Genomic DNA, 19611 nt, shown 5'->3' on the forward strand with positions numbered 1-19611 from the left:
GGACACTCGACTCCTGCGGGAAAGAGAGGGAAAACGGAGATCCCGCAGCGCAGCGAGGAAGCTCAGGTTCCTCCCCGCGGAAAGCGAGTGGCCGTAGCGCAATGGAACGAACGGGTTGAGACAAACCAAAGAGATGGGAACAGCTAGTGTTCGTCTTTTAGAAGCCATCATTTTGTTATGTCCCAAACTCTTTTTATTTGGGTATTTTGGCTTTGCATAAATAACATCACCTTATCTATTTCAATTTTTAACGTAAGATTTATGATTTGACCTTATCATATATATAAAAGGGTTCGTTTTCTATATGATTGTTAGAAGTTCTGACGCATTATATGAAAAGCAACAAGTATATTTACAATGAATAAGGTATAAAATGAAATGAATGTGACAAAACATAACTTGATATGTTATTTTAATTGACTCAATTATCAGAATTATTTATAATTTTACATATAAAATCCGATTTTATTTAGACTGGCTTTTAAGGAGGTGCGAAGTTTGGTAGAAGAAAACAATACACTACGAACAAATGCTTATAGCTACGGGGCTTTTTTTAGAAAAAATCGCTTAATGCAAATGATTCAACAACTAACTGCATGGTTTATTCCGATGAAATCTCAGAAGCAAGATAAAATTGAATCAATGATTTTTATCCAACATATCCCCACATCATTGCCAATAAAGACTACACCCCTACTTTTAGATTCCAACAAACAGTTAGCAATTCTATATTCAGATACTCAAGAACAAGAAGCGGCACAGCTGATTTTTCAAAGTGTGGGATCGCCGTTTAACCTGTTGCCGTATCACGATTATATAAGTAGGTTGAAGAACTATGAGGTATCAACAAATCTAATTCATCCAGAAGAGTTTAAATATGAGGTTAAGTTAAAGACGAAAGATAAAAAAGGACTACATGTACTAGCGGAAGCCCTAAAAAAAAGCGAATAACCATTCAATGGTCATTCGCTTTTTTATTAAGAAAACATTGATGTACTATGCATTGGCTGTAGGCGAGCTTTTGGATCAATATAAGCTTTCGCATTGTTCACGGCTGTAGGACCTTCACCAAATCCTGCAACAATGAGCTTAACTTTCCCGTCATATGTACAAATATCTCCAGCTGCATAAATTCCAGGAATATTTGTTTCTTGCTTGGAGTTAACGACAATTGTATTCTTTTCTAATTCTAACTCCCATTCTTTAATTGGACCTAGCGATGAAACAAAGCCAAAGTTCACAATGACGTCATCAACATCTACCACAATTTTTTCTTCACCTTTGGTATTTTCAAGAACGACTTGTGTAATTCGATCTTCACCAATAAATTCTACGGGGATGTATGGTGTTTTAATATCCACTTTGGAGTTTTTTAATTGTTCTACGCTGTGCTCGTGCGCACGGAATTTATCACGTCTGTGTGTCAGAGTAACTTGCTCTGCAATTGGTTCAAGCATTAATGACCAATCTACTGCAGAATCACCGCCGCCACATACTAATACCTTGCGTCCTTTAAACACATTCATATCATCAACGAAATAATGTAAGTTTGCTTTCTCAAATTGCTCTGCATTCTCTAGCTCGATTTTACGAGGTTTAAAAGCACCGTTTCCAGCTGTGATAATAATTGTTTTTGAATAATGAACTTCTGAATTAGTCGTCAATCGAAAAACACCGTCCGCTTGCTTTTCTACTTTTTCAACTGCTTGTTCTAGCGCAACAGTTGGGTTAAACTGCTTCATTTGTTCTTTTAAATTATTAACAAGCTCTTGTGCACGAATTTTTGGGAATCCAGCAACATCATAAATATATTTTTCAGGGTATAAAGCGGAAAGTTGGCCTCCTAATTGAGGTAGGCTCTCAATAATTTTTACACTAGCTTGGCGCATTCCACCGTAAAATGCAGTAAATAGGCCTGTAGGACCGCCACCAATAATGGTGATATCGTATACTTGTTTATCTTCTTTCATGATTTAGTCACCTCATTCGTTAATTTAGGTTAAAGAAGTCTACTGTTATGATAGCACAATTAAAAGATAAAAATTTATTATAAAGTACTGATGAAGAAAGAAAACTTTTTAACCCTTTTCATACATATGGAAAAAGAAGAAAACAATTTAATAAAATTTCCATTATAGTGAAGAGAGTGAAAATTAAAAAGCTTATAAATCAATGAATAGGTATTGAAAAATAGCTTAAAAAAGCATAATATGTTTCTAGATATAATATCGTTTCAGTAAGGTTTTAGTACGTCATCTTACGTGAAATGATTCACAAACTATATGGAATACAATAAGGTAAAACCGGGAAAAGAAATGGATAGTAACAGCTTTTCTTGTTTACACTAACATAAAAAAGTAGACCTTATTTATAACTTTATGACTTTTAACACAAATATTTGATAACTCTAAACTAAAAAAGGTGGATGACCATTCAATGAAAAAGCCAAAAATTGTTGTCTTAGGTGCTGGCTACGGTGGGATTATGACAACCGTTCATTTACAAAAGAAATTAGGTACCAACGACGCGGAGATTACGCTCGTTAATAAAAATGATTACCATTATGAAACAACATGGTTACATGAGGTTTCAGCAGGTACATTACATCACGACCGTTCAAGGTTTCCAGTGAAAAGTTTAATTAATACGGGAAAAGTAAACTTTGTAAAAGACACTGTAATGGACATTAATACTGCAGAAAAACGTGTTATTTTAGAAAACAGTGAACTCGAGTATGATTATCTAGTTGTTGGATTAGGGTATGAATCTGAAACCTTCGGAATTAAAGGGTTAAAAGAATATGCATTCTCAATTGCTAATATCAATGCTGCACGTCAAATTCGCGAACATATTGATTACGTATTTGCAACGTACAATAATGAACCTGTAAAGCGCGATGAGTTATTAACAATCGTTGTTGGCGGTGCAGGATTTACTGGAATTGAGTTTGTTGGTGAGTTGGCAAACCGCGTTCCTCAGCTATGTAAAGAATTTGATATTCCACGCGAAAAAGTCCGCATTATCTGTGTAGAAGCTGCACCAACGGCTTTACCAGGTTTTGATCCAGAACTGGTTGAATATGCGGTGACACAACTTGAGAGAAAAGGTGTCGAATTCAAAATCGGTACAGCAATCAAGGAATGTACAGAAGAAGGCATCTTAGTTGAAAAAGATGATCAAGTTGAAGAAATTAAATCAGCAACCGTTGTATGGGCAGCTGGAGTTCGAGGAAGTCATATTATTGAAAAAGCAGGGTTTGAAAATAACCGTTGTCGCGTTAAGGTAAGCAACTCTCTGTTAGCGCCAGGCCATGAGGATGTATTTATCGTAGGAGACTGCTCGTTTATGATCAATCCTGAAAACGACCGTCCTTACCCACCAACAGCTCAGGTAGCTATGCAGCAGGGTGAGACATGTGCAGAAAATATCGCACGCTTAATTCGTGGCGAAAAAGAGCTTAAAGAATTTAAAGCAGATCTAAAAGGTACGGTATGTTCTTTAGGACATGATGATGCAATTGGAGTTGTGTATGGCCGTAAATTATTTGGTTCAAGCGCATCATTTATGAAAAAAGTTGTTGATAACCGCTCTTTATTCCTACAGGGTGGAGTAGGTTTAGTTCTTAAAAAAGGGAAATTTAATTTCTTCTAATAAATTGGTGAAAGGAGATTCTGGGGAATCTCCTTTTTTATGTGTAATAAACGAAAAATTCTGTTATTGACGCTGTTTGTGGACTTAAGTACACTTAAAGAAAGAAGGACGGGGAGATGGGTCAAAATGGCAATGAGTGTACCAGAATTAATTATTTCGATGCTGTTATTTTTTGTTTTGTTTTTTGGAATCGGTTTCTTATTGAATATGCTCTTAAGAATGTCGTGGATTATGGCAATTACGTACCCAATTATTGTGATTTTGATTGTGGATGAAGTACGAGCAGCCAAATATGTCCAAGAGCCGTTAGCATCAGTGGCTCAGCTAGGTGAACGATTTCTGTCATTAGCAACTGCAGATATCGTGATTTTGCTATCTGGTTTTCTAGGTGCTCTTATGGCAGGGGTAGCAATCAAAATGCTTAGAGTAAGAGGATACCAAATGTTTTAAGCATGTATTATTGAAAGAACTCCTTCTCATGAGAAAGGGGTTTTTGCTCTTTCTACGCATAATTTGACTTTCCTTTGGAAACAAATAGATTCGTGGGAGGAGTTGGAAAGAGTCAAATGATTAAAACACTAATAAAGCGTATTGTCATGTCTTTACTTGTTGTAGGGGCATTGCTGACAACCTATGAAGCTGTCACAGGAGTACCCGTTACCGTCTTGTTTAAAAGTCTGTTATGGGCTGATTCTACAACTGTTAATCATAGTCTTCGAGTGAATGCTTCTGAGAAGGAAGCATTAGAAATTGAAGAAGCTTTTGATTGGTCAGCTTACCCAAGTCATATCGTATTAGCGACAGGGTATACAGCAGGATATGAATCAACAGGTAAAAATCCTACAGATCCAAGTTACGGAATCACATATTCAGGTGTAAAAGTAAAACGAGACTTATATTCGACAATCGCTGCAGACTTATCAATATTTCCAATTGGTACGATTTTATTTATTCCTGGATACGGATATGGTGTCGTAGCGGATAAAGGTGGAGCAATTAAAGGTAATCATTTAGATTTATATTTTGAAACAGTAGATGATGTTTACGAGATGTGGGGTAAAAAGGAGCTTAGCGTGTACGTAGTTGAAAAAGGGAAGGGAACCTTGTCTGAACAACAGTTAACCGCGCTTAATGAAAACAAATCGATGCAGGTATTTAGGCAAAAAGTTAATTCAGTTCGCTAGAGACTGAGACATAAGTAGTTCAGCCTCTACTATACCTGAACGATTGAGAGTTCATAACTTTTAATCGTTCAGGTTTTTTTGGTTGATTGTGAAAACAATGTTGGAAACAGGGTGGAATGGAGCGTAGGACACTCGACTCCTGCGGGAAAGAGATGGGAACAGCTAGTGTTCGTCTTTTAGAAGCCATCATTTTGTTATGTCCCAAACTCTTTATTTTGGTTGCTATAAATTAGACATAAATGAATGTACTCGTTATTTTTATTTTTTCATGAGACAATGTTACATATAAAGAGCTCTGTAGCTTTTAAGAGATTCGAACATGAAAGGATGATTATAGATGTTTCAGTTACATACTAATCTAAATTTAGAAAGGGAAACAGAAGCGCTAGTAGTAGGTGTTTTTCATAAAAATGATTCATTTGAAGGACCTCTAGAAGAAATCAATGGGATGTTTGATGGCTATCTTTCACAGCTTGTAAAAGCAGGGGACATTAACGTTAATGAAAAGCAGGTTTCAGTTATTCCAACGTTTAACAAGATAGGAGCGAAGCGTCTAATCTTTATCGGTTTAGGTAGAAACAGCGGACTGACAGAGGAAACCTTAAAAGAAGCATATGGAAAGCTCTTTCAACGTATTAAGGTAAGTCAGTTAACAGAAGTGACTATTGCACTTTCTACTTTTACAACCTCTGTTATTAGTGAAGAAATGTCTGCACGCTTATTAGGTGAAATGAGTCAGCTATCTACATATGAATTTGAACATTATAAGAAGCGCTCGAATCTACCAAGCGTTCAGCTTGAAAAAATAAATATCATTGCTTCTAATAATATCGAGAGTGCTTTTGAGCGCGGTTATGTGTATGGTAAAGCTACAAATTCAGCCCGTACGCTCGTAAATTTACCAAGTAATATGCTAACGGCAACAGATTTAGCTGATTATGCTCAAAAATTAGCCGATAAGTATGGGTTTGAATGCGAAATTCTTGAAAAAGAAGAGATGGAAACGTTAGGGATGGGAGCTTTACTCGCCGTTAACCAAGGATCTACTGAACCTCCTAAAATGATTACATTAAAATATCAAGGGAAAAGTGAGTGGAAGGATGTTATCGGCCTAGTAGGAAAAGGTATTACCTTCGATACAGGTGGCTACTCAATCAAGTCAAAATCTGGGATTGTTGGGATGAAGACGGATATGGGCGGAGCGGCATCGGTGTTAGGAGCAATGGAAGTGATTGGTGAAACAAAACCAAAGCAAAACGTTGTAATGGTCATTCCATCTACGGATAACGTAATTAGCGCAACGGCATTTAAGCCAGATGATGTGATTACAGCTATGAGCGGAAAAACTATTGAAGTATTGAATATAGATGCAGAAGGACGACTGGCTCTAGCAGATGCCATAACGTATGCTAAACACCATGGAGCTTCCTATTTAGTTGATGTAGCAACGTTAACAGGTGGTGTTATTGTAGCTTTAGGAACACATACAACAGGTGCAATGACGAATGATTCCGCTTTTTATGAGAAGCTAAAGGATGCAAGTCAACAGACTGGTGAGATGATTTGGCAACTGCCTATCGCAGAAAAAGATAAAAAGAAGGTGAGAAGCAGTAAAGTAGCGGATTTGAACAACTCACCAGGACGAGAAGGACATGCGATTATGGCAGGAACCTTCCTATTAGAATTTGCGGAAAACACCCCGTGGATTCACTTGGACATTGCTGGAACGGCTACAACAAACGGCGCTAGTTCGTATGGTCCTTCTGGTGCAACAGGCGTTATGGTACGTACATTAGCTCAATTAATTCATGATTTTTAAACAATATTATAGTGGATAATAAAAGCGTGGATGATTCATTCATCCATGCTTTTTGTATAAGAAAACGGTTTAATCAAACGTTTGTTTAGATTTCCCATTGACATTTGAGTGTGAGGTATTATAATGAGTGTATTGTTTTAATTCTCTAATTGTTTAACACACTAAAGTACGGAGGTTTCAAAATGAATGCAGTTTTAGTAGCTGTAGCTGTTATGCTTGTGCTGAGTTTACTTCGTATTAACGTTGTTTTCTCTCTAGCTATAGGTGCTCTCATCGGAGGACTTGTTGGAGGAATTAGCTTAACAGATACAGTCAATATATATACAGAAGGTTTAGGAAATAGTGCATCTGTAGCTTTAAGCTATGGACTGCTCGGAGCGTTTGCTGTTGTAATTTCAAGAACAGGTCTTCCCAACGCAGTAGTAGCAGTTGCACTAAAGATTGTTGGACGCGAAGGAGATACAAAAAGAAAAGCACTTTCTAAAGTACTTATTTTATTAATTATCTTGATTATTTCATGCTTTTCACAAAACGTAATTCCTGTACACATTGCGTTTATTCCATTGCTAATTCCACCGTTGTTAACAGTATTTAATCAACTCGAAATCGATCGTCGTCTTGTTGCAACTGTCATCACGTTTGGATTAGTGACACCATACATGCTTCTACCAGCAGGGTTTGGGAAAATCTATCATGATATTCTTGCAACAAACATACAAGAGAATGGTTTAGTTGTACACGACGGTGATATCGTTAAAGCAATGGCGTTGCCTGCGTTAGGAATGGTTATTGGCTTGCTTGTAGCGGTCTTTATTTCATATCGTAAGCCCCGTGTTTATAAAGATAGTAAGCTAACGGTGAACGAAGAAACTAGCGATAATGGACTTTCGTATACAAGAAAAGGTATTATCATTTCATTAATAGCTATTTTTGTTGCATTAGCGGTGCAAATTCCATTAGACTCCATGATTTTTGGTTCACTTGCAGGCATTATCGTAGTATACCTAAGCGGTGTTGTGAAATGGAACGAAGCGGATACGGTTTTAACTGATGGTATGCGTATGATGGCATTTATTGGATTTGTTATGCTGTCAGCTTCAGGTTTCGCTAAAGTGATTCAAGAAACGGGAGACGTAGAAACTCTTGTTCAAGGTTCTGTTAATTTAATCGGGGGCAATCAAGTACTAGGAATTTTGTTAATGCTTGTAATTGGTTTATTGGTTACGATGGGAATCGGCTCATCATTTTCAACGATTCCAATCATTGCTACAATTTTCGTGCCACTTTGTTTAGAATTAGGTCTCAGTCCGTTGGCAACTATTTCAGTTATTGGAACAGCGGGTGCGTTGGGGGATGCAGGTTCTCCTGCTTCAGATAGCACGTTAGGGCCGACTTCAGGTTTATCCGTAGACCGTCAGCATAATCATATTTGGGATACATGTGTGCCAACTTTTTTACACTATAACATTCCGTTAATTATTTTTGGATGGATTGCTGCACTTGTACTATAAAGAAAGAAGGAGGCTGGGACATAAGTAATTCAGCCAATGATAAACCTGAACGATTGAGAGTTTCTCACTTTTAATCGTTCAGGTTTTTTGGTTGATTGTGAAAACAATGTTGGAAACAGGGTGGAATGGAGCGTAGGACACTCGACTCCTGCGGGAAAGAGAGGGAAAACTGAGATCCCGCAGCGCAGCGAGGAAGCTCAGGTTCCTCCCCGCGGAAAGCGAGTGGCCGTAGCGCAATGGAGCGAACGTGTTCAGACAAACCAAAAAGATTGGAACAGCTAGTGTTCGTCTCTTAGAAGCAATCATTTTGTTATGTCCCAAACTCTTCTTTTATTTAAACTTGTGATAGTGTTGAAGCTGTTGAATCACATTGACCTAATGCAGCTTCAACAGCCTGTAAAGACTGCTCAATACGCTCACGATTTGAACCTTTTTCAACAGTTTGAAGAGCTTGCTCTAGGCTAGTCTTAGCAGCTGTTAATGATGTGCATGAATCTTGTACAAATCCTCTAGCATTTTTTTGCATGGTATGTACCTCCTTTGTAATTTAGAATCCTTATGTAGTATTTGCGAATATATGGGAATTATAAGGTTTATTTTTGTACATAAAAAAGGATTAACTTTTAATAAAGAAGTTAATCCTTTTAGCCTAATTGCTTAAATTGTTCTGATCCAAGAATTCGTTCCACGTTTTGGTCAAGTTCTTCAATTTTCTTAACAGCTAAAGCATAATCCATTTGGCGATAATGGTGCTTTCCACCTGGCTCTTCGTCTGCTTCATCAGCTAATTTGACTACTTTTTGTAGCGGACGTTGATGAATGGTTCCTTCAGGTAAGTAAGAATCAGTGTGAAGTAAAATAGCTAAAGCAATTTCTTTTGCTGCTTGAGGTTCTTCCCCAAGACGTATTAATAATTTGTGGGCGCGCTCAGCTCCTTTGATTGCATGAATATCATTCTTTTTATATTTTTCATAGTCCCACTGACCATCTGTATACCATTCATAATGACCAATATCGTGAAGTAGGGCCGCTTTAGTTGCTAAATCTGGGTTGACGTTGTACTGAGTGGATAAACGAAAAGCATGATACGCCACAGAAACTGCGTGAGCAACTCCAGATCTTGTTAAATATTTTTTAGCAATTGGGTGTGTGAAGATGTCTAGCAAAGTAACATGTCTCATCATATAATCCCTCCTAAAAAAAGACAGTAAAAAATTATTTCTAACAACAATAGCATATTTGAATAGAAAAAACAACGATAATGTTAGATGAATAAACATAGAAAATCCGTTGTATATTAGTTTATTCATATCGTGAAAACATGTACTTAATATTTTATTAAAATAGAAAAATGGACAAGAGCTACCAGTTGAGGTGAAAGGGTTTTAAACCTTTTGTGAAGAAGATAACCATTGTAAAATAAAAAGTATGCAGAAAAAAATGATATAGCGGAGGGATAAGATGAATACTGACAATACGTTATTAAGTACGCTAGGCATCGAAGTAATTCACGCTAGCAAAGATTATGTAGAAGCGACCATGCCGGTAGATGAACGAACAAAGCAACCTTTTGGTTTACTACATGGCGGAGCATCTGTCGCATTAGCAGAGACAGTTGCTAGCTTGGGAGGGTTTTTAAGTATTGATCAAGAGCAGGAAATATGCGTAGGCTTAGAAATTAATGCAAATCATATTAAAGGAAAAAGAGATGGCGTAGTGACAGCTGTTGGTAAACCAATTCATAAAGGAAAAAAAACAGCTATCTGGGAAGTGGCGATTGTAGATGAGAAAGATGATCTAATTTGTATTTCCCGCTGTACGTTAGCAATACTGCCAAAAAAATAGCAAAAAGACAGGCTGTAAAAGTAAAAAAATTATAAAAGATATGGTGGATATCCTAATCATAGAGACATGCTTTGGAATATAGTAATAACAAAGCATTCTTTTTTTATTGTCCAAAAGAATATTCATAATATTATAAAATATCAATAGAAATAAACCTATCTTTTGCATAAGCGTGCTATAATTATAATAGCAGTCTCGTAGGCAGGTTTATTTAAAAAGGGGTGATAAAGATGAACAATTATGAACACTATGTCTTTATTGACTTTGAATTTACAATGCCCGAATACAAAGGGTATCCCAAAGGCTTTTTTCCTGAAATTATTGAAGTAGGGTTAGTTGCTGTAAGAAACCAAGAAATACAAGACCGCTTTTCTTCGTATGTTAAACCCACTAGTTTTCCAAAGTTAACGGATCGCTGTAAAAGTTTTCTGCACATTCAGCAGAAACACGTAGATGATGGAATTACATTCGAACAGCTAATTCAGCAGTTAGGTCAGTATGAAAGCAGTACAATTATCACTTGGGGAAACATGGATATGAAAGTGCTCAAGCAAAATTGTCAAAAGCAAGGCTTGAAGTTTCCTTTAAAAGGAAAAGAAGTAGATTTGTCTATGGAATATAAGCGTTTCTTTGGAGATCAAAATCAAACAGGTTTATGGAAAGCTGTTCAAGAATATGGAAAAGAAGGAACGGGTAAGCATCACTGTGCGCTTGATGACGCTATGACTACATTTAATATTTTTAAGTTGGTAGAACAAGACAAACGCTATTTACAAAAGCCTGAACCTACTACAATTGGTGATCGGGTCGACTTTTCAAAGTTATTAAATAAATTTGCATTATAAAAGCCAAGTCACCGTAATGTGAATTGGCTTTTTGTTTAAAGTTTATAATCTTTTTGCAGTTGTTCGAGGCATTCAATACTTCTTGTTGCATAAGAATTATCTTTTAAAGAGAGCTCATGTATCAGTGCTGTTAAAGCATTCTCTAATGAATCTTTATATTGTGGAATCTCAGTTGTATATGCTTTAACCATTGGTTTTGGAATATTAGCTTGCTCGTTAAAAGCTAATGCACGGCGTTCATGAAAGAATGGAACATCTACTTGTTGAGGGTTGTGTAAATCTCCTTGTTGAGGATGTTTGATAACCGCTTTTACTCGTACTACATAATGCTGGTCGCGTACTTGTGTAATTTCTCCAATGTATTTTCCAGTTTTGTATAAAGCAGTTACAGAATCACCAATTTCTAAACTCATATTTATCTCTCCTTTAAGTAATGTTCTATTTATTATTATAAGTCATTATAGTTTAAAGTTCATAGAGAAAGGGTGAAAATGATGCAAGCGATAATCATGAATCTATATCTTTATTTTCCAGAAGATAAAACAGAGTATATTCCAGCATTTATATGGATGTTTGTGTTTTTTATAGGAGCATTTCTGACATGGAGGTTTGTTATTAAAGTTTCCAAAAAAGAAGAAGAGAAAATAAAAGAGCTAGAGCGAAAACATTCAGCAGAGTGACCGTTTGTTCAGATAATAATGCAAGCGTTTAAAAATGAAAGTTGCTGGACAATCTATGGGAAGGTGAACCATAAGGGAATCTAAGATTGGAGGGCAACATGAAGAAGTTACTACTAATTGGCTGCATACCATTAGTAATGTTAGTGGGCTGTGGTGAAAAAGACATTTCGAATAAAGAAGTGAAAGTATATAACGCTGATGGAGATAGCTTAGGTAATATAAAGCTAAAAGAAGTATCTGACGGCGTAGAGATTACGTATCAATTGAAAGGACTACCTCCTGGTAAACACGGTGTACATATACATGAAAAAGGCGTGTGCAAAGCTCCTACGTTTAAAACAGCAGGTAATCATTTAAATCCAGATGATAAAAAGCATGGATTACTTCACCCGGATGGTCCAGAGGCTGGTGACTTAAAGAACATTATCGTAAAAGACGATGGGACTTTTGATGGGACAGATATGGCCCCTGAAGTGACATTAAAAGAGGGGAAAGGCTCCCTCATTAAAACGATGGAAGGCTCTTCTATCATTATTACAGAAAATAAAGATGATGGTATGTCTCAACCAACTGGAGATTCTGGTACGCGAATTGCTTGCGGTGTTATTAAGAAAAAACAAGAAAAATAAACCAAAAGGACGCCTAAAAGCGTCCTTTTTTTAGGTTAAGACAGAGCAGCTTTTAACTTCTTTAAACCTTCTTTTAGCTGTTCTCGAGGGCAGCCGATGTTCAATCGAATAAAGCCTTTCCCTTCAGCTGCCCCGTATTTCACACCGCTTTCAACAGCGATTCCCCCTTTTGTTAATAGCAAGTTATGCAAATCTTCATCAGACATATTTAAAGCTCGGCAATCGATCCATAATAAGTAAGTCCCTTCAGGATTAATCACTTTGAGGGAAGGTAGGTTTTTTTTAATAAAGCTTCTAGTAAAGTCAATGTTCTCTTGTAAATATGCTAGCAGTTCGTTCAGCCAAATTTCTCCATGTGTATAAGCAGCCTCTAGGCCAATCGTGCCAAATGTGTTTAATGTGAAAAAGCCTTGTTTGTGCTGCTGTTGTTGATATTTTTCGCGTAATTCGTTATTTGGGATGATAATTGCTGAAGCTTGTAAGCCAGGAACATTAAAGGTTTTGCTTGGTGCTATGCACGTAATGGTACGATTTTCAGCATCTTCATTAAGAGAGCTAATTGGAATATGAACAGACGGTTTATATACTAAGTCCGAATGAATTTCATCAGATAAAATTAATACATCATACTTTTTACAAAGCTCTGCAATTTTCTCTAGCTCACCGCGTTTCCATACTCTACCTATAGGGTTATGTGGGCTACATAAAATAAACATTTTCACCCCAGAAGCAAGCTGCTTTTCAAAAGATGAAAAATCAATTGAATAGCGATCCCCCTTTAAGTATAGAGGACTTTCTATCAATTTACGCTCGTTTACTTTTACCATTTCAAAGAACGGCGTGTATACGGGCGGTTGAATCAAGATTGAATCCCCTTTTTGTGTGTAAGCCTGTATGGCCATACTAATGGCAAAAACAATTCCTGGGCTGTATGTAATCCAATCTGCTTCAATGTTCCACTCATGTCGCTTTTGGACCCAAGAACGAACAGATTCATTCGTTGACTCAGTTGGGGTTGTGTATCCAAAAACACCGTGATCTACACGCTTAGCAATTTCCTTAACGACCTCTTCTGGAGCTGCAAAATCCATATCAGCTACCCAAAAAGGTAACAGGTCTTTTTTTCCAAAAAGATTTTCCATCCGGTCCCATTTCACAGAATTCGTGTTTATGCGATTAATCTTATTATTAAAGAAATCTTTCTTCATAATATGAGCCTCCATTTTAGGTGATTTTTAAATCTATCAAAGAGATTTAAATGACGATACGATGTCTTTATTCTGAATGCTTTGTCTTGAAAAAGTCAAAGAAGTTGCTGTCGAATGCTTAAGAGAAAAAACGCAATGCTTTTTAAATAAATGATAATAGCCCTGTCTTGTTGACAGGACTATATCTTTTTTAGTATTAGCTTGATAAGAAATCCACCATATAATTTCGGATATCGTCCGGGCACTCTTCCGGTAACAAATGTCCCGTGTCTTTTAACGAAATAAAAGTAGAGCTTGGCAAATCTTGTTGAAGCTTCTTACCTAAATGAAGAGGAACTACCCTGTCTTCTTCTCCCCATATCAACAAACTTGGTTTGTTAATTTTACGCAGATCTTTTTCTGATAAGTCTCCTTCTCGATCACGAATCATCTTTGATAATGACATGAAGATACGGTCGTCTAAAAAAGGAGCGGTATACCCTTCAATCATTTCTTCATCAATAAGATCGTGGTTAAAAACGACATTTTGAAGGTTAGCTTTAACACCTTTGCGAGCTAGCCAAGTCTTGACCCATAAATAAAAAAATGGTAAATACGACGACATAACGAGACCAGAATGCAATCGTCCTAGATAGGCAGAGCTACAAAGTAAAACTAGCTTGGATACGTATTGTGGCTGTAACTTAGCGATGTTTAAGCAAATTTGACCACCCATTGAGTGACCAGATAAAATCACTTGTTCTAACTTTAAATGCTCAATGATTTCTAAAACAGTTTTTGCTAAATTTTCATACGAATAGTGAAAAGTTAGTGATTTTTCACTTCGACCAAATGGTGGTAAGTCTATTGCAACAATTGAGAATTTCTGTTTCAATAATGGAATGAGTCTTCTAAAGCTAAAGCTAGATGATAGAAATCCGTGTATGAATACAATTGTTGGCTTTTTAGGGTCAAAATGATGTAATTCATAATATACGTGTACATTGTTAAATGAACGATAGTGTGCTGTCTCCGTTTGGATCATTTGTTTCTTCACTCCAGCTATCTTTTTTAACAGTTTGCCCAGCTATCTTATTTAGTTACATGCAAAATATAGAAGACGAACGTCAAATCTCAATGACTTATGAAATTTGTTATAATGTAAAAAGTGGGAATATTTGATTATTTTCAGGAGGTTATTTACATGTTTTTAGATGAAAAAGAATTAGAAATACTTGAGATTTTAGAAAGAAATAGTCGAATTTCAATAGATACAATTGCTAAGATGGTTGACCTACCCCTAGATGAAGCGACGCTGATTGTAAAAAAATTAGAACGTGAAAAAGTAATTGTTCAATATTCTACCGATATCAACTGGCGCCGAGTGGATGGGCATGAAGGCGTAACGGCTATGATTGACGTTAAGGTAGCTCCTAAAAGAGGCGTGGGGTTTGATGAGATTGCTGAAAGAATTTATCGATTCCAAGAAGTTAAGTCTGTTTATTTGATGTCTGGAGCTTATGATTTATCTGTTATTATCGAAGGGAAATCAATGTCTGAAGTAGCATTCTTTGTTTCGGAAAGACTTTCAACATTAGATTCGGTATTGTCCACAACGACGCATTTTATTTTAAAAAAATACAAACATGACGGAACGATTTATGAACAAGGTGATGAAGACCGTAGAATCGTGGTGTCTCCGTAATGAAAGAACGCTTGTCTAAGACAGTACAGAGCTTACAACCATCAGGAATTAGACGTTTTTTCGATTTAGCAGCGAGTATGGATAATGTTATCTCTCTTGGTGTTGGGGAGCCAGATTTTGTTACATCGTGGTCCGTACGCGAAGCCAGTATTTTATCACTTGAAAGAGGCTATACATCCTATACAGCGAATGCAGGTTTACTTGAGCTTCGTCAAGAACTAATGAATTATATGAAAAAGCAGTTTGGCGTTTCATATGATTATCAAAATGAAATTTTAGTTACGGTTGGAGGTAGCCAAGCATTAGACGTGGCAATGCGTGCTATTATTAATCCTGGTGATGAGATCATTGTTGTAGAGCCAAACTTTGTTTCATATAGTCCACTCATAACGTTAGCTGGAGGTGTTCCAGTTCCTGTTGAAACAACGGCAGACACGGAATTTAAACTGCAGCCAGAACAGATTGAAGCGGTTATTACAAAACAGACAAAAGCGCTCTTGCTTTGTTCTCCCAATAACCCAACAGGTAGTTCATTAACTAAGGCGGAACTTGAAGCAATTGCTGATATTGTCATAAAATATGATTTATTGGTTATTACAGATGAAATTTATGCAGAGCTAACCTACGACGAACCATTTACATCGATTGCTTCCATTGGTGCAATGAGAGATAGAACCATCATTGTCTCCGGCTTTTCAAAAGGTTTTGCAATGACAGGCTGGAGATTGGGATATATTTGCGCACCAGTAGATCTGTTACAAGCCATGTTGAAAATTCATCAATATACTATGATGTGTGCACCAACAATGGCCCAATACGGAGCAATTGAAGCGCTGAAAAATGGGTCACACGATGTAGAAGAAATGAGAAAAAGTTATCGACGAAGACGGAATTATATGGTCAAATCATTAAATGAAATTCAGCTTTCGTGCCATACACCAGGAGGGGCTTTTTATGTGTTTCCATCCATAAAAAAAACCGGCTTAACTTCGGAGCAATTTGCTGAACAGCTTCTCTTAGAAGAAAGAGTGGCAGTGGTGCCAGGTAGTGTTTTTGGGCTAGGAGGAGAGGGACACGTACGCTGTTCTTATGCTTCTTCCATGGAATCCTTAGAAGAAGCTATAAAACGTATTGGCCGTTTCATGCAAAATAAGTTATAATAGAAGAACCATGCTAATGAGCCATGTCAGAAGTTAGCATGGTTTATTTTTTGCGGATAGAATCAATTTTCTATTTATAATTTAAGGGAAATATGGGAAATAATAAAGTATAATAAATATAACTAGTTTTTGATTCAAAACGTGAACTGTGCTATAATTTTAAATTGGCTATAATGATGAAAATAAAAGGTATTTAGGAGTGTTCATATGTCAAAATTTGAAATCGGTACTGTTACAAAAGGAAAAGTAACGGGCATTCAACCATACGGTGCATTTGTTGCATTAGATGAAGAAACACAAGGTCTAGTTCATATCTCAGAAGTTAAACATGGCTTCGTAAAAGATATCAACGAGCACCTATCAGTTGGTGACGAAGTAAACGTGAAAGTTTTATCAGTAGATGAAGCAACTGGTAAAATTGGTTTATCAATTCGTGCTACAGAGCCAGCTCCAGAAAAAACAGAAGCAGCGCCTAAAAAGCAAGCAGCTAAAAAGCGTCAAGCAACTGTACAACACACTGAGTCTACTCAAGGATTCAACACATTAAAAGAAAAATTAGAAGAGTGGATTGAGCAATCAAACCGCGAAGATCTAATTAAAAAATAATGTTTAAAAAGCGCACTGCAGTGCGCTTTTTTCTTAATGGGTTGTTCTTGGTTCAGTACGCTCTACCTCTTCAGATGGTTTAAATAATAAGCCTAAGTTAATTAAACCAGCGATTCCCACTAATCCGTATACAATGCGAGAAAGGGCAGCAGATTGTCCACCGAAAATAGCTGCTACTAAATCGAATTGAAAAAATCCAATAAGTCCCCAGTTAATTGCTCCAATAATCGTTAATACTAACGCAAATCGTTGAACACCACTCATCTATTCTCCTCCTTTCTTTTTGTATTCACTCATTAGCTTTAGACGTTTAAGAAAAAATATTCGTGGAAAGAAACAAAGGAGAACATAGGCAAAAACGTTAGATAAATGCAGAGTGAAAAGAAGGGTTTTCGGAAATAATCTGTGAAAAGTCACTTTGCTTTACATCTTATTTATCGTTGTTCATAATGATGATTATTAGGAGGTTTTCTTATGAAAAATTTCACTTTTTATAATCCAACAAAATTAATTTTTGGTAAAGGCCAATTAGAACAATTAAAAACAGAAGCAGCTCGCTTCGGTAAAAAAATATTAGTCGTATACGGTGGCGGAAGCATTAAGCGAAACGGTTTATACGACCAAGTAATGAATGAGTTAAAAGAAATCAATGCAGAAGTATATGAGTTAGCGGGTGTTGAGCCCAACCCTCGTTTAACAACAGTAAGACGCGGAATTGAACTTTGCAAAGAACATGATATTGAGTTCTTGTTAGCAGTAGGTGGAGGAAGCGTAATTGATTGTACAAAAGCAATCGCTGCAGGTGCTAAATATGATGGCGATGTGTGGGATATTATTAATCGTGACGCTGTAGCGAAAGAAGCTCTTCCTTTTGGAACAGTTTTAACTCTAGCAGCAACAGGTTCAGAAATGAATGCAGGTTCTGTTATTACAAATTGGGAAACAAATGAAAAATACGGTTGGGGAAGCCCTGCTACATTCCCACAGTTTTCTATTTTAGATCCTGTTAACACATTTACAGTACCACAAAATCAAACTGTTTACGGTATGGTTGATATGATGAGCCATGTGTTTGAACAGTATTTTCATGATGCAACAAATACACCGCTTCAAGACCGCATGTGTGAAGGGGTTTTACGAACTGTTATTGAAACAGGTCCTAAATTAATAAATGATCTGGAAAATTATGAACTTCGCGAAACAATTCTATATAGCGGTACAATTGCTCTAAACGGCATGTTACAAATGGGTCACCAAGGTGACTGGGCAAGTCATAACATCGAGCATGCAGTATCAGCTGTCTATGATATTCCTCATGCAGGTGGTTTGGCTATCTTATTCCCAAATTGGATGAAGCATGTTATGGATGAAAACGTAGAACGCTTCAAGCAAATGGCTGTACGCGTATTCGACGTCAAGACAGAAGGTAAAACAGATAAAGAAGTCGCTCTAGAAGGTGTTGAAAAGCTTCGTGAATTCTGGACAAGCTTAGGTGCTCCAACGCGCTTAGCTGATTATGAAATCGGTGAAGACAAATTAGACCTTATGGCTGATCGTGCAATGGCTAAAGGCGAATTTGGTCGTTTTAAAAAGCTAAATCGCGATGATGTAATGGCGATATTACGCGCTTCTCTATAATAAAAAAAATGCCCTGTGTTAACCAGCACAGGGCATTTTTTTATTCAGACATACTTCGTTTTTTTTGCTTTTCTTTTAGATCGTCTCGAACAGTACCTTTCCAAAGGGGAGATCCGCTGTAATAAGCAGCTCTTCCTAATAGATGTCCGGCAACTGGTGATGTAATAAATACAAACACAATGCCTAATAGCAACTGTCCGTTAATGGAACCATCTTTAATCCAGAAAAACAGTAAACATCCTACTAAGATAAGTAGCACACCAAGCGTGGCGCTTTTAGAAGCGGCATGGCTTCGTGTATAGGTGTCGGGTAGCCTAATGAGGCCAATCATTGTAACAACGGTTAACAGAGCGCCCATTAGAATAATAATACCGATAATTAAATCACTGATCGCGGTCATATTCAATAATCGCTCCTTTTTCTAAAAACTTACCAAACGCAACAGTACCAACAAAAGCGATAATTCCAATTAAAAGAATTACTTCTACAAATGATGTTGTGCGTAGCATAATAGATAGGATGGCCGTAACAGCTATAATGTTAATGCCAATCGCATCTAAAGCCATAGCGCGGTCACCCGTGGTAGGCCCTTTGATGATGCGATATACAAATCCAATCGTCGAAATTGAAATTAACAGCAGCGATAGATTAAGTAACATGTCTAGCATATTAGCGGCTCACCTCCATAATGGCTTTTTCAAATGAATGTTGAATATCCTTAATTACCTCGTCAATATCATCCACGTTCATGGCGTGAATATAAAGAGTTGAGTTATCATCTGACACATCAATTACCACCGTTCCAGGTGTTAAGGTAATGAGTAGTGAAAGAGTCGTAACCTCCCAATCTTTTTCAAGCTTCGTTGGCATCGCAAAAATTGCAGGCTTTATATTTAACTTTGGACGCAACACATCTTGAATAACCGCGATATTTGCTTTAAACAGCTCAACAAGAAAGATAAGAAGCAGTTTAATGACCGCAAATACTTTTTCTAAATAAAATCTTTGAGGAAAGAAGCGTCGAAAGACAAACAGCATAACTGCTCCCCAAAAGAAACCAATAAGAAAAGAGGGTCCGGTCCAAATACCTCTTAAAAACATCCATGTAACAGCAATTACTACGTTTAATAATAGTTGAAATGACATGCAGA

Annotated in this window: 25 protein-coding genes; 15 read left to right on the top strand and 10 right to left on the bottom strand. The window is 36.9% G+C overall.

The features are described 5' to 3' along the window. Positions 1 to 498 precede the first annotated feature (498 nt). On the top strand, positions 499 to 951 hold the full coding sequence (locus tag AS180_RS13325; protein WP_025908059.1) for a hypothetical protein: 453 nt from the start codon (positions 499 to 501) through the stop codon (positions 949 to 951). Positions 952 to 977: 26 nt separating this feature from the next. Here the strand turns inward: AS180_RS13325 and AS180_RS13330 are convergent, their stop codons facing one another. Then, positions 978 to 1970: an NAD(P)/FAD-dependent oxidoreductase gene (locus AS180_RS13330; RefSeq protein WP_062686931.1), complete on the bottom strand. Its 993-nt coding sequence runs from the start codon at positions 1968 to 1970 to the stop codon at positions 978 to 980. Positions 1971 to 2436: 466 nt separating this feature from the next. Between AS180_RS13330 and AS180_RS13335 the strand changes: the two genes are divergently transcribed. The 6 genes from AS180_RS13335 to AS180_RS22645 all read left to right on the top strand — a co-directional run bounded on the left by AS180_RS13335 (position 2437) and on the right by AS180_RS22645 (position 8447). Then, positions 2437 to 3651, top strand: a complete 1215-nt coding sequence (locus AS180_RS13335; RefSeq protein WP_061786649.1) for an NAD(P)/FAD-dependent oxidoreductase — start codon at positions 2437 to 2439, stop codon at positions 3649 to 3651. 126 nt (positions 3652 to 3777) lie between these two features. After that, positions 3778 to 4101: a YuiB family protein gene (locus tag AS180_RS13340; protein WP_025908062.1), complete on the top strand. Its 324-nt coding sequence runs from the start codon at positions 3778 to 3780 to the stop codon at positions 4099 to 4101. Positions 4102 to 4217: 116 nt separating this feature from the next. Beyond that, the gene (locus tag AS180_RS13345) at positions 4218 to 4835 is read left to right on the top strand and encodes a 3D domain-containing protein (RefSeq protein WP_025908063.1); all 618 of its coding nucleotides are present in this window, start codon (positions 4218 to 4220) and stop codon (positions 4833 to 4835) included. Positions 4836 to 5172: 337 nt separating this feature from the next. After that, positions 5173 to 6654, top strand: a complete 1482-nt coding sequence (locus AS180_RS13350; RefSeq protein ID WP_062686932.1) for a leucyl aminopeptidase — start codon at positions 5173 to 5175, stop codon at positions 6652 to 6654. Between the two features lie 182 nt (positions 6655 to 6836). Beyond that, entirely contained in the window at positions 6837 to 8165 is a 1329-nt protein-coding gene (locus tag AS180_RS13355; RefSeq protein ID WP_062686933.1) for a Na+/H+ antiporter family protein, read from the top strand. A 120-nt stretch (positions 8166 to 8285) separates the two neighbouring features. After that, positions 8286 to 8447, top strand: coding sequence for a hypothetical protein (locus AS180_RS22645; RefSeq protein ID WP_156413490.1), 162 nt, complete (start codon positions 8286 to 8288; stop codon positions 8445 to 8447). Positions 8448 to 8499: 52 nt separating this feature from the next. On the opposite strand, the gene AS180_RS13360 is transcribed toward AS180_RS22645, so the two are convergent. Next, on the bottom strand, positions 8500 to 8691 hold the full coding sequence (locus AS180_RS13360) for a hypothetical protein (RefSeq protein ID WP_025908066.1): 192 nt from the start codon (positions 8689 to 8691) through the stop codon (positions 8500 to 8502). A 118-nt stretch (positions 8692 to 8809) separates the two neighbouring features. After that, entirely contained in the window at positions 8810 to 9346 is a 537-nt protein-coding gene (locus AS180_RS13365; RefSeq protein ID WP_025908067.1) for an HD domain-containing protein, read from the bottom strand. 280 nt (positions 9347 to 9626) lie between these two features. Between AS180_RS13365 and AS180_RS13370 the strand changes: the two genes are divergently transcribed. Together AS180_RS13370 and kapD are read left to right on the top strand one after the other, a co-directional pair. Continuing rightward, complete coding sequence (locus tag AS180_RS13370) at positions 9627 to 10010, top strand: hotdog fold thioesterase (RefSeq protein WP_025908068.1); 384 nt, start codon at positions 9627 to 9629, stop codon at positions 10008 to 10010. Between the two features lie 230 nt (positions 10011 to 10240). Continuing rightward, positions 10241 to 10855 carry a 3'-5' exonuclease KapD gene (kapD, locus tag AS180_RS13375; protein ID WP_025908069.1) on the top strand — a complete coding sequence of 205 codons (615 nt, stop codon included), beginning with the start codon at positions 10241 to 10243 and terminating at the stop codon, positions 10853 to 10855. A gap of 35 nt (positions 10856 to 10890) precedes the next feature. On the opposite strand, the gene AS180_RS13380 is transcribed toward kapD, so the two are convergent. Next, positions 10891 to 11274: a kinase-associated lipoprotein KapB gene (locus tag AS180_RS13380; RefSeq protein WP_025908070.1), complete on the bottom strand. Its 384-nt coding sequence runs from the start codon at positions 11272 to 11274 to the stop codon at positions 10891 to 10893. Positions 11275 to 11346: 72 nt separating this feature from the next. Here AS180_RS13380 and AS180_RS13385 point away from each other — a divergent pair, with 72 nt between their 5' ends. Then, complete coding sequence (locus tag AS180_RS13385) at positions 11347 to 11535, top strand: hypothetical protein (RefSeq protein ID WP_138116472.1); 189 nt, start codon at positions 11347 to 11349, stop codon at positions 11533 to 11535. Between the two features lie 98 nt (positions 11536 to 11633). Beyond that, entirely contained in the window at positions 11634 to 12164 is a 531-nt protein-coding gene (locus tag AS180_RS13390; RefSeq protein ID WP_025908072.1) for a superoxide dismutase family protein, read from the top strand. A 35-nt stretch (positions 12165 to 12199) separates the two neighbouring features. Here AS180_RS13390 and AS180_RS13395 read toward each other — a convergent pair whose 3' ends face one another. Next, complete coding sequence (locus tag AS180_RS13395; protein WP_025908073.1) at positions 12200 to 13372, bottom strand: MalY/PatB family protein; 1173 nt, start codon at positions 13370 to 13372, stop codon at positions 12200 to 12202. A 196-nt stretch (positions 13373 to 13568) separates the two neighbouring features. Then, on the bottom strand, positions 13569 to 14396 hold the full coding sequence (locus AS180_RS13400) for an alpha/beta fold hydrolase (protein WP_025908074.1): 828 nt from the start codon (positions 14394 to 14396) through the stop codon (positions 13569 to 13571). 159 nt (positions 14397 to 14555) lie between these two features. Here AS180_RS13400 and AS180_RS13405 point away from each other — a divergent pair, with 159 nt between their 5' ends. From AS180_RS13405 to yugI, 3 genes are all read left to right on the top strand, one after another. Then, a complete protein-coding gene (locus AS180_RS13405; protein WP_025908075.1) occupies positions 14556 to 15056 on the top strand; it encodes an Lrp/AsnC family transcriptional regulator in 501 nt (166 codons plus the stop codon). Next, the gene (locus AS180_RS13410) at positions 15056 to 16216 is read left to right on the top strand and encodes an aminotransferase (RefSeq protein ID WP_025908076.1); all 1161 of its coding nucleotides are present in this window, start codon (positions 15056 to 15058) and stop codon (positions 16214 to 16216) included. The genes AS180_RS13405 and AS180_RS13410 overlap by 1 nt, the downstream gene beginning before the upstream one ends. A gap of 207 nt (positions 16217 to 16423) precedes the next feature. Beyond that, a complete protein-coding gene (gene yugI / locus AS180_RS13415) occupies positions 16424 to 16822 on the top strand; it encodes a S1 domain-containing post-transcriptional regulator GSP13 (RefSeq protein ID WP_025908077.1) in 399 nt (132 codons plus the stop codon). Positions 16823 to 16855: 33 nt separating this feature from the next. On the opposite strand, the gene AS180_RS13420 is transcribed toward yugI, so the two are convergent. Beyond that, positions 16856 to 17086, bottom strand: a complete 231-nt coding sequence (locus tag AS180_RS13420) for a DUF378 domain-containing protein (RefSeq protein WP_025908078.1) — start codon at positions 17084 to 17086, stop codon at positions 16856 to 16858. 210 nt (positions 17087 to 17296) lie between these two features. Here AS180_RS13420 and AS180_RS13425 point away from each other — a divergent pair, with 210 nt between their 5' ends. Next, positions 17297 to 18460, top strand: a complete 1164-nt coding sequence (locus AS180_RS13425) for an iron-containing alcohol dehydrogenase (protein WP_025908079.1) — start codon at positions 17297 to 17299, stop codon at positions 18458 to 18460. A 40-nt stretch (positions 18461 to 18500) separates the two neighbouring features. Here the strand turns inward: AS180_RS13425 and mnhG are convergent, their stop codons facing one another. The 3 genes from mnhG to AS180_RS13440 are packed head-to-tail and all read right to left on the bottom strand — an operon-like array spanning position 18501 to position 19606. Then, positions 18501 to 18860: a monovalent cation/H(+) antiporter subunit G gene (gene mnhG / locus AS180_RS13430; protein ID WP_025908080.1), complete on the bottom strand. Its 360-nt coding sequence runs from the start codon at positions 18858 to 18860 to the stop codon at positions 18501 to 18503. Next, positions 18844 to 19128 (bottom strand): Na(+)/H(+) antiporter subunit F1, encoded by a 285-nt coding sequence (locus AS180_RS13435; protein ID WP_025908081.1) that lies wholly within the window; start codon positions 19126 to 19128, stop codon positions 18844 to 18846. Before AS180_RS13435 ends, mnhG begins: the two co-directional genes overlap by 17 nt. Position 19129: 1 nt before the next feature. Further along, a complete protein-coding gene (locus AS180_RS13440; protein WP_061785388.1) occupies positions 19130 to 19606 on the bottom strand; it encodes a Na+/H+ antiporter subunit E in 477 nt (158 codons plus the stop codon). Positions 19607 to 19611 lie beyond the last annotated feature (5 nt).

It is taken from the genome of Priestia veravalensis (assembly GCF_001457055.1).
GTDB lineage: Bacteria > Bacillota > Bacilli > Bacillales > Bacillaceae_H > Priestia > Priestia flexa.

Excerpts from the sequence above, each read along its gene's own strand:
- AS180_RS13390 (WP_025908072.1), top strand. The coding sequence starts at position 11,634 with ATGAAGAAGTTACTACTAATTGGCTGCATACCATTAGTAATGTTAGTG.
- AS180_RS13345 (WP_025908063.1), top strand. The coding sequence starts at position 4,218 with ATGATTAAAACACTAATAAAGCGTATTGTCATGTCTTTACTTGTTGTA.
- AS180_RS13360 (WP_025908066.1), bottom strand. The coding sequence starts at position 8,691 with ATGCAAAAAAATGCTAGAGGATTTGTACAAGATTCATGCACATCATTA.
- AS180_RS13385 (WP_138116472.1), top strand. The coding sequence starts at position 11,347 with ATGATGCAAGCGATAATCATGAATCTATATCTTTATTTTCCAGAAGAT.
- AS180_RS13440 (WP_061785388.1), bottom strand. The coding sequence starts at position 19,606 with ATGTCATTTCAACTATTATTAAACGTAGTAATTGCTGTTACATGGATG.
- AS180_RS13395 (WP_025908073.1), bottom strand. The coding sequence starts at position 13,372 with ATGAAGAAAGATTTCTTTAATAATAAGATTAATCGCATAAACACGAAT.
- AS180_RS13340 (WP_025908062.1), top strand. The coding sequence starts at position 3,778 with ATGGCAATGAGTGTACCAGAATTAATTATTTCGATGCTGTTATTTTTT.
- AS180_RS13410 (WP_025908076.1), top strand. The coding sequence starts at position 15,056 with ATGAAAGAACGCTTGTCTAAGACAGTACAGAGCTTACAACCATCAGGA.
- AS180_RS13420 (WP_025908078.1), bottom strand. The coding sequence starts at position 17,086 with ATGAGTGGTGTTCAACGATTTGCGTTAGTATTAACGATTATTGGAGCA.
- AS180_RS13435 (WP_025908081.1), bottom strand. The coding sequence starts at position 19,128 with ATGCTAGACATGTTACTTAATCTATCGCTGCTGTTAATTTCAATTTCG.
- AS180_RS13370 (WP_025908068.1), top strand. The coding sequence starts at position 9,627 with ATGAATACTGACAATACGTTATTAAGTACGCTAGGCATCGAAGTAATT.
- AS180_RS13350 (WP_062686932.1), top strand. The coding sequence starts at position 5,173 with ATGTTTCAGTTACATACTAATCTAAATTTAGAAAGGGAAACAGAAGCG.
- AS180_RS13400 (WP_025908074.1), bottom strand. The coding sequence starts at position 14,396 with ATGATCCAAACGGAGACAGCACACTATCGTTCATTTAACAATGTACAC.
- AS180_RS13365 (WP_025908067.1), bottom strand. The coding sequence starts at position 9,346 with ATGAGACATGTTACTTTGCTAGACATCTTCACACACCCAATTGCTAAA.
- AS180_RS13405 (WP_025908075.1), top strand. The coding sequence starts at position 14,556 with ATGTTTTTAGATGAAAAAGAATTAGAAATACTTGAGATTTTAGAAAGA.
- kapD (WP_025908069.1), top strand. The coding sequence starts at position 10,241 with ATGAACAATTATGAACACTATGTCTTTATTGACTTTGAATTTACAATG.
- mnhG (WP_025908080.1), bottom strand. The coding sequence starts at position 18,860 with ATGACCGCGATCAGTGATTTAATTATCGGTATTATTATTCTAATGGGC.
- AS180_RS13330 (WP_062686931.1), bottom strand. The coding sequence starts at position 1,970 with ATGAAAGAAGATAAACAAGTATACGATATCACCATTATTGGTGGCGGT.
- AS180_RS13335 (WP_061786649.1), top strand. The coding sequence starts at position 2,437 with ATGAAAAAGCCAAAAATTGTTGTCTTAGGTGCTGGCTACGGTGGGATT.
- yugI (WP_025908077.1), top strand. The coding sequence starts at position 16,424 with ATGTCAAAATTTGAAATCGGTACTGTTACAAAAGGAAAAGTAACGGGC.
- AS180_RS13425 (WP_025908079.1), top strand. The coding sequence starts at position 17,297 with ATGAAAAATTTCACTTTTTATAATCCAACAAAATTAATTTTTGGTAAA.
- AS180_RS13355 (WP_062686933.1), top strand. The coding sequence starts at position 6,837 with ATGAATGCAGTTTTAGTAGCTGTAGCTGTTATGCTTGTGCTGAGTTTA.